The organism is Mesorhizobium sp. M4A.F.Ca.ET.022.05.2.1 (genome assembly GCF_003998845.1).
Taxonomy (GTDB): domain Bacteria; phylum Pseudomonadota; class Alphaproteobacteria; order Rhizobiales; family Rhizobiaceae; genus Mesorhizobium.
This window is the reverse complement of record NZ_RZOJ01000328.1, coordinates 1-6702: the sequence shown is the minus strand read 5'-3', so window position 1 is coordinate 6702 and position 6702 is coordinate 1. Positions and strand designations below refer to the sequence as shown.

Annotated in this window: 7 protein-coding genes; all 7 read left to right on the top strand. The window is 66.1% G+C overall.

Annotated features, from left to right (window positions below; all coding sequences use genetic code 11):
- Positions 1-115: 115 nt before the first annotated feature.
- Positions 116-1213, top strand: coding sequence for a putative zinc-binding metallopeptidase (locus EN745_RS26455; RefSeq protein WP_127422624.1), 1098 nt, complete (start codon positions 116-118; stop codon positions 1211-1213).
- Positions 1214-1277: 64 nt separating this feature from the next.
- On the top strand, positions 1278-1886 hold the full coding sequence (locus tag EN745_RS26450; RefSeq protein ID WP_127422623.1) for a DUF1236 domain-containing protein: 609 nt from the start codon (positions 1278-1280) through the stop codon (positions 1884-1886).
- A gap of 165 nt (positions 1887-2051) precedes the next feature.
- Positions 2052-3020 carry a type II CAAX endopeptidase family protein gene (locus EN745_RS26445; protein WP_126057408.1) on the top strand — a complete coding sequence of 323 codons (969 nt, stop codon included), beginning with the start codon at positions 2052-2054 and terminating at the stop codon, positions 3018-3020.
- The gene (locus EN745_RS26440; RefSeq protein WP_127422622.1) at positions 3020-3961 is read left to right on the top strand and encodes a glycosyltransferase; all 942 of its coding nucleotides are present in this window, start codon (positions 3020-3022) and stop codon (positions 3959-3961) included. Before EN745_RS26445 ends, EN745_RS26440 begins: the two co-directional genes overlap by 1 nt.
- A 277-nt stretch (positions 3962-4238) precedes the next feature.
- Positions 4239-5837 (top strand): signal recognition particle protein, encoded by a 1599-nt coding sequence (gene ffh, locus EN745_RS26435; RefSeq protein ID WP_126057406.1) that lies wholly within the window; start codon positions 4239-4241, stop codon positions 5835-5837.
- Positions 5838-5844: 7 nt separating this feature from the next.
- A complete protein-coding gene (locus EN745_RS26430) occupies positions 5845-6171 on the top strand; it encodes a chorismate mutase (RefSeq protein ID WP_126057405.1) in 327 nt (108 codons plus the stop codon).
- Between the two features lie 50 nt (positions 6172-6221).
- The gene (rpsP, locus tag EN745_RS26425; RefSeq protein WP_126057404.1) at positions 6222-6623 is read left to right on the top strand and encodes a 30S ribosomal protein S16; all 402 of its coding nucleotides are present in this window, start codon (positions 6222-6224) and stop codon (positions 6621-6623) included.
- Positions 6624-6702 lie beyond the last annotated feature (79 nt).

The following is a 6702-nucleotide window of genomic DNA, read 5'->3' as shown; positions in this document are numbered from 1 at the left end:
GCAGGTGGCGGCCGTGCTTGCGGCCGAATAGCGCTGAAACGCCTGGTCGCGGCCAGGCGTTTGGGTGGCGCGAGATCGCGCCCTATATGCGGGCGCTGATGGGTTTGAGTGCCATATGAAGCTGTTCGACTGCCCGCAATGCGGCCACCGCCTCTATTTCGAGAATGCCCAGTGCCTGAACTGCGCCAGCCTCGTGCTCTATGATCCCGAGCACGCGCGTTTCACGCTGTCGGATGCTGATGGCGCCTACCACTGCACCAATGCTGACGAATGCGCCTGCAACTGGCGGACGGAGCCGGGCCAGGCCTTTTGCCGCGCCTGCGCGTTGAACCAGCTCATTCCGGACCTGTCCGTGGATGGGAACCGCCGGCGCTGGATCCGCGTCGAGGCCGCCAAGAAACGCGCCATCTATTCGCTGCTCGCCTTCGGCTTGCCGGTCGCGCCCAAGCAGAACCCTGGCGACGAGGCGGGCCTTGCCTTCGATTTCCTTGCCGATCCGATCGGTGGCGGTCCTGGTGGCGAGCGCATCCTCACCGGCCACGACAATGGCCTGATCACGCTCAACGTCGCCGAGGCGGATTCGGCCGAACGCGAGCGACGGCGGGTCGCGATGGGCGAGAACTATCGCACGCTGCTCGGCCATTTCCGCCACGAACTCGGCCATTATTATTGGGACCGGCTGATCCGCGACGATCCGCAAAGGCTTGCCGCATTCCGCGCCCTGTTCGGCGACGAGCGTGCCGGCTACGAACAGGCGCTGACGGCCTACTACGCCAATGGCGCGGCGCCGGACTGGCAGCAGGGGCACATCTCGGCCTATGCGACCTCGCATCCCTGGGAGGACTGGGCCGAGACCTTCGCGCACTATCTGCACATCACCGACACGCTGGAGATGGTGCATGCGCTGAATTTTCCGCTCGGCCGGCTGGAGACGGTGGATGCCAACGCCCTGCCGCGTGGTGATACCGGCGGCGAACTGCAGACCGCGCCCGCCGAACCAAGGAACGCGCCTGAGCCTTTCGAGAAGATCCTTGACCGTTGGCTGGTGCTGTCGGAGGCGTCCAACTCGATCAACCGCTGCATGGGCTTGCCCGACCTCTACCCCTTCGTCATCTCGGGCGTGACGGCGCATAAACTGGCCTTTGTCCACAACCTGCTGACCGAATTGCCGAAAGAAACGGGAATAATTCGTGAGCCGGCACGGGCATTTTAGCCGGAACGCATAAGGCCTGGCTTCGTTTTCGTCCGCGAGGGAGCCTGAAAACGGAGTGAAATCCATGAAACTCATACTGTTTCCCGCGGTCGCCGCTGCGCTCGCCGCCTTGTCGGGTGTTGCGCTGGCCGAGACCGCCGTTTCGGCTGTTGCCGATCTCAACGTGCGCGCCGGACCGGGCCCGCAATATCCGGTCATCGGCGTGCTGGCCGCGGGCCAGTCGGCAACGCTCGAAGGCTGTATCGCCAACAGCAAATGGTGCACCATCGCCGAGACCAACGGCCGAGGCTGGATCTATTCGGACTATGTGACCGCCGATTTCGGCGGCAACGCGGTCGTGCTGACGCGGCGGCCGGCCGATGCGGGCATCGCCGTCGTCGAGCAGCCGGATGACGCCGACTATTCCGACAACTACACCGGCGCCATCATCTCGGCTGAACCGGTCGAACCAGTCGAACCGATCGCCAGGCCGCCGGCCGAAGTGGGCACCTATGTCAGCACCCATCGGCTCGATCCGGTCTATCTCGACGGCGAGGTGGTGACGGGCGCGACCTTGCCCGACAGTGTCGAGTTGCGCGAAATCCCCGACTACGACTACCGCTATGTCTATGTGAACAACCAGCCGGCGCTGGTCGATCCCGGCACGCGGCGCATCGTCTACGTGATGCGCTGACAAGTGCCGGCCAGCAGGCGGTCGCCCGTCGAACGGTGCGGCCGCCTCTGCACAAATGCGCAACCACGAGCGCAAGCCGTGGCGAGGATGATTGCGCGCAAAGCGCCGATCCCATAGATCAGGCGACCCGGATGCTCGCCAGTCGCGTTCGGCAAGGGGAACCGCGTGATCATCGACAGAACCGCCTTCGAGCGCTACCGGCGCTCGCCGAACGCCAGGACAACCCCGCTCCGCCTCTTGCTTGGAACCGCGATCGTCGTGCTGTTCTGGATGGCGGCGACCCTGGTGGTGCTGCTCGGCGGCACCTATGCCTTCATCGTCTGGCGGGCCTCGACGGGAGCCGGCCGGCCGGCCGGCGGCCCGGTCCAGGATTTCCTCGCCTCGCCGCAGGGTATCCTCACCGCGCTGCTCTCCTTCGCCGGCATCTGGATCGGCCTGTGGGTCGCCATGCGCTTCGTGCACCGCGAGCCGCTTGCGGCGCTGGTCGGCGAAAGCCACCGCGTTTCATGGCTGGACTTCCTCAAGGGGCTGATCGCGGTGCTGATCACCTCGCTTCTTTCGGAGATTCTGCTCTACTGGCTGCAGCCCGAGATCGCGCGCGGCGCGATCAGCCTGTCGACATGGCTGCTGTTCCTGATCCCCATCGTGCTGCTCGCTTTGCTGCAGACCTCGTCCGAGGAGGCGCTGTTCCGCGGCTATCTGCTGCGGGGGCTGGCCAGCCGGTTCAGCAGTCCGCTGATCTGGGCAGGGCTTCCGCTGATGCTGTTCAGCGCGCTGCACTGGAGTGCGAGCTCGACGCTCGCCATCAATGCCTGCGTGCTGGTCTCGATCGCCAGCTTCGCGCTCGTGCTGACGCTCCTTGTCTATGCGACCGGCAATCTGGGAGTGGCCCTTGGCGCCCATCTCGGCAACAATCTAACCGGCTTCCTGCTGATCTCGCACCAGCAGAGCTACAATTCCTTCGCCCTGTTCAACGCCAGGCCGCTAGAAGGCCCCGGCTGGACCGGTTTCGACGCTGTCCTCATCGCCGCGATCGGTATCGTCAGCAGCCTGCTGACGGCGCTGCTTCTGCTGCATCCGCGCTCACCGCTGAAAGTCGGGGCGGCGACATGGCGCGGCGGTGGGCCGGTCTGATGCGCATAACACTGGTGGTGGATGGGGCGATCCCCTGCGCTGGTTATGGCGGCACCGAGCGGCAGGTCGACTGGCTGGCGACGGAACTCGCCCGCCTCGGGCACAGCGTGGTCCTTGTCGCCGCCGCCGGCTCCAGCCATCCGCATTGCGAGGTGCGGCAGGCGGCTTCGAAGGCGGAATGCCGGGCCGCTATTCCCACGGACACCGACATCGTCCACTTCAACAGCTGGTTCCTCGATGTGCCGTTTCCAGCTCTCAATACCGAGCACGGCTATCTTCCGGGACAATCGCGGCCGCAACCGAACTGGAACTTCGTCAGCGCCAGCCACGCCCGCAACCATGGCCGCCAGACCTTTGTCTACAACGGTTTTCCGGTCGACGACTACCGGCTCTCGGCGACAAGGAATGAGCGCCTGCTGTTCCTCGCCGGCGTCGCCCGCGCCGGCAAGAACCTCAACCGCGCCGTCGACCTGGCCAAGACATTCGATTTTGCGCTCGACATCGCCGGCGGCCCGCGCTGGCGCCTGCTCACGCGCAGCCAGGTGCGGCGCCAGGGGGTCTTCTTCAAGAGCCTTGGCCGCCGCTATCGTTTCCACGGCGTCGTCGGCGGCGCCGAAAAACTGCGGCTGCTCGGCGAGGCCAGGGCATTCCTCAATCCGATCGCCTGGGAAGAGCCGTTCGGCATGGCCCCGGTCGAGGCGATGCTGTGCGGCACGCCGGTGCTGACGACGCCGCGCGGCGCCCTGCCGGAGATCGTCGACGCGGACACCGGACGTTTTTTCGACACCGATGCCGAGTTTGCCGCGGCGCTTTCCGCGATCGCCGATCTTTCACCCGGGCGCTGCCGGGACTCCGCGGCCGACCGCTTTCCGATCACCCGGACGGCGCAGGCCTATCTCGAACTCTATGCCCGCATCCTCGACGGCGAGACGCTCCCCTGAGCCGTCGCGCCGGCCGATTTCGGCCCGTATCTTGACTCCCGGGGCGTTTTCCTGTCTACACGCCCCTAATTCCGCGACGAGTATCCCTCCGAGCAAGCCGACCAGGACGCCGAAGCCTCTAGAGGCCAAGTGCTGTAAACCGATCCTGGAGGCCAACACCCGGCAGCGCAAGGCGCCCCCGGGTGCTTTTTGGCTTTGGACTTTGCTTGTTGGACATCGGGCGCGAACGCATTACCTCTCGGACATCATCCGGATGCCCCCGAGAAAAGGAACCAGAATGTTTGAATCCCTTCAGGAGCGCCTTGGCTCCATCCTGAACGGCCTGACCGGCCGCGGCGCGTTGTCGGAGGCGGATGTCTCCGCGGCGCTGCGCGAGGTGCGCCGCGCGCTGCTCGAGGCCGACGTGGCGCTGGAAGTGGTTCGCTCCTTCACCGACAAGGTGCGCGAGAAGGCGGTCGGCGCCGCCGTGCTGAAGTCGATCAAGCCCGGCCAGATGGTCGTCAAGATCGTCCACGACGAACTGGTCGAGATGCTGGGCGCCGAGGGCGTCGCGGTCGACCTCAATGCGCCGGCGCCGGTCGTCGTCATGATGGTCGGCCTGCAGGGCTCCGGCAAGACGACGACCTCCGCCAAGATCGCCAAGCGCTTGACCGAGCGCCAGAACAAGAAGGTCCTGATGGCCTCGCTCGACACGCGGCGTCCCGCCGCGCAGGAGCAGCTGCGCCAGCTCGGCGAGCAGACCAAGGTCGCGACGCTGCCGATCATCGCCGGCCAGAGCCCGGTCGACATCGCCAGGCGCGCCGTGCAGGCGGCCAAGCTCGGCGGCCACGACGTCGTCATCCTCGACACCGCCGGCCGCACCCATATCGACGAGCCGCTGATGGTCGAGATGGCCGACATCAAGAAGGTGTCGTCGCCGCACGAGATACTGCTGGTCGCCGACTCACTGACCGGCCAGGACGCCGTCAACCTGGCGAAGAGCTTCGACGAGCGCGTCGGCATCACCGGCCTGGTGCTGACCCGCATGGACGGCGACGGCCGGGGCGGCGCCGCGCTCTCCATGCGCGCCGTGACCGGCAAGCCGATCAAGCTGATCGGCACCGGCGAAAAGATGGACGGGCTGGAGGAATTCCACCCCAAGCGCATCGCCGACCGCATCCTCGGCATGGGCGACATCGTCTCGCTGGTCGAGAAGGCCGCCGAGAACATCGACGCCGAGCAGGCGGCGGCGATGGCCAGGAAGATGCAGTCGGGCAAGTTCGACCTCAACGACCTCGCCGGGCAGCTTCAGCAGATGTCGAAGATGGGCGGCATGGGCGGCATCATGGGCATGATGCCGGGCATGGGCAAGATGAAGGATCAGATGGCCGCGGCCGGCCTCGACGACAGGATGTTCGCCCGCCAGCTCGCCATCATCTCCTCGATGACCAAGGCCGAGCGTGCCAATCCGGATATCCTCAAGCATTCGCGCAAGAAGCGCATCGCCGCCGGCTCCGGCACCGACGCCGCCGAGATCAACAAGCTGCTGAAGATGCATCGCGGCATGGCCGATATGATGAAGGCGATGGGCGGCAAGGGCAAAGGCGGCGGCCTCATGCGCGGCATGATGGGCGGCCTCGCTTCCAAGATGGGTCTCGGCGGCATGATGCCCGGCGGCATGGGCGGTGGCATGCCGGACCTGTCCAAGATGGATCCCAAGCAACTCGAAGTCTTGCAGAAGCAGGCGCAGGCGGCCGGCCTCGGCAAGGGCTTGCCTGGCGGGTTGCCCGGCGGTCTTGCCGGGGGTGGTCTACCTGGCCTGCCCGGCGGCATGAAGCTGCCCGGCCTTCCGGGCCTCGGTGGCGGCGGCCTGCCCGGCCTTGGCAAGAAGAAGTGAGGGCGCGATGAACGAGGACAAGGACATGGCCGACGCACGCGCCACCCTGGCCGGCTACCGCGCTTCGATCGACAACATCGACGCCGCCCTCATCCATATGCTCGCCGAGCGCTTCCGCTGCACCAAGGCAGTGGGCGTGCTGAAGGCGGAGCATGGCCTGCCGCCGGCCGATCCGGCGCGCGAGCAGCAGCAGATCGCCCGCCTTCGCCAACTGGCGAAGGATGCGCATCTCGATCCCGATTTCGCGGAGAAATTCCTTAACTTCGTCGTCCGCGAAGTGATCCGTCACCACGAACAGATCGCCGCTGCCAACGGCGTGACGAAAACCGGTTGAGACCCAACCCAGACCATCAAACGAAAATCAGAGCTTTTTAGGAGAAAACAATGGCACTGAAGATCAGACTGGCCCGCGCGGGCTCGAAGAAGCGTCCTTACTACCACGTCGTCGTCGCCGACGCCCGCTCGCCCCGCGACGGCCGTTTCATCGAGGCGCTCGGCTCGTGGAACCCGCTGCTGCCGAAGGACGGCGAGCGCGTCAAGGTTGACGCCGACCGCGTCAAGCACTGGCTCTCGCACGGCGCCCAGCCGACCGACCGCGTTCTGCGCTTCCTCGACGAGGCCGGCCTTGCCAAGCGTCCGGCCCGCTCGAACCCGAAGAAGGCCGAGCCCGGCAAGAAGGCGCAGGAGCGCGCCGCCCTTCTGAAGAAGGCGCAGGAAGATGCCGCCGCCGCCGTTGCCGCGGCAGCAGCTGCTCCGGCCGAGGCGGAAGCCGCCACGGCCGAGTAATCCGGCTCACATTGCTTTGCGAAAACGGCGGGCTTTGCCCGCCGTTTCTTGTTTCAGGCGTCCCGGAAGGAATCAGTAG